This is a genomic window from Salmonella sp. SG203, from assembly GCF_013350575.1.
GTDB lineage: Bacteria > Pseudomonadota > Gammaproteobacteria > Enterobacterales > Enterobacteriaceae > Salmonella > Salmonella enterica.
This window is the reverse complement of record NZ_SNMT01000090.1, coordinates 1-936: the sequence shown is the minus strand read 5'-3', so window position 1 is coordinate 936 and position 936 is coordinate 1. Positions and strand designations below refer to the sequence as shown.

2 protein-coding genes are annotated in these 936 nt (G+C 53.5%); both read right to left on the bottom strand.

Annotated elements, in window-relative coordinates; genetic code table 11:
* Positions 1 to 551, bottom strand: a 551-nt coding sequence (locus tag HV477_RS27925) for a DUF3383 family protein (protein ID WP_175065750.1), incomplete at its 3' end; no start/stop codon positions are given.
* On the bottom strand, positions 532 to 936 hold a 405-nt coding region (locus HV477_RS27920), incomplete at its 5' end, for an LIC_12616 family protein (protein ID WP_254621741.1). The genes HV477_RS27925 and HV477_RS27920, both read right to left, overlap by 20 nt.

Here is a 936-nt window from a genome sequence, read left to right as displayed (position 1 = left end):
GCCGATCCACTGCCGAACGTTATCGTGGTGCTCTCCGGTTTCGCCCCGGCGGCAGTAATGACGAAAGCATTCTGTGTGGTATCGAATACCACTGTTGCCACCGCCGCGGTCAGCGCTGTCTGTAGTGCCGTTGCAGCAGCCGCGAAACTGGTGACGCCGTTAAAATTCACCTCAGCGCTGGCGCTTTTCCCGTTAATACTCAGCGTCAGCGTACCGGAAAGTTTTTGTAGCTGTTCAATAGTCACGCCCTTAAACGAACCACTACGTAACCAGGCCGCCGATGCGGCAAGATTGAAACGGGAAAACAACAATTGCCCCGGCGTCTTAGTGGCATTTTTGAAGCCCTGAAAATAAAGCTGAGCGCGTGCGTACTCATCGGATAATGCACCAAAATACGCGGCCACATCATCCGGGGAGGAAAACGGAACCACACCGCCGACCGGGAGTAGTGGATTGCCGGTCAGCAACAGGCCATTAAGATCGACGGCATTACCCGCCACAGCCAGCACGCCGGGATTTATCTGTACATCTTTACTGAGTGGGATTGGCATTATCAGCCTCCGTTGTCCGGGTGATCACGTTGTCAAAAAACATCAGGGGTGTTGTGACCACAGGGTTAATCTGCATCTGAATATCAAGCGTCCGGCGCGGTTCATACTGCTGCTGGCCGTTGATGAACGTGGTGTTAAGGGGATCTGAACAATACAGCGGGGAAATCAGCCCGCCGGTTTGCCGGAAAAGCTGTACGGAAAATTCAGACCGGAAAAGCGTTGCCAGCGTCTGCGCGTTATCTGCCGCATGAGGTCCGTAGAAATCAAGCTGGCAACGCCATTTTGTGGTACGGGTAATATGCTGAGAGCCTTCCCCTGCCTGTTCCGGCGCAGAATATGTCACTACCGCAGTGGATAATCCGGTAACATCAATACCTGTCATGGT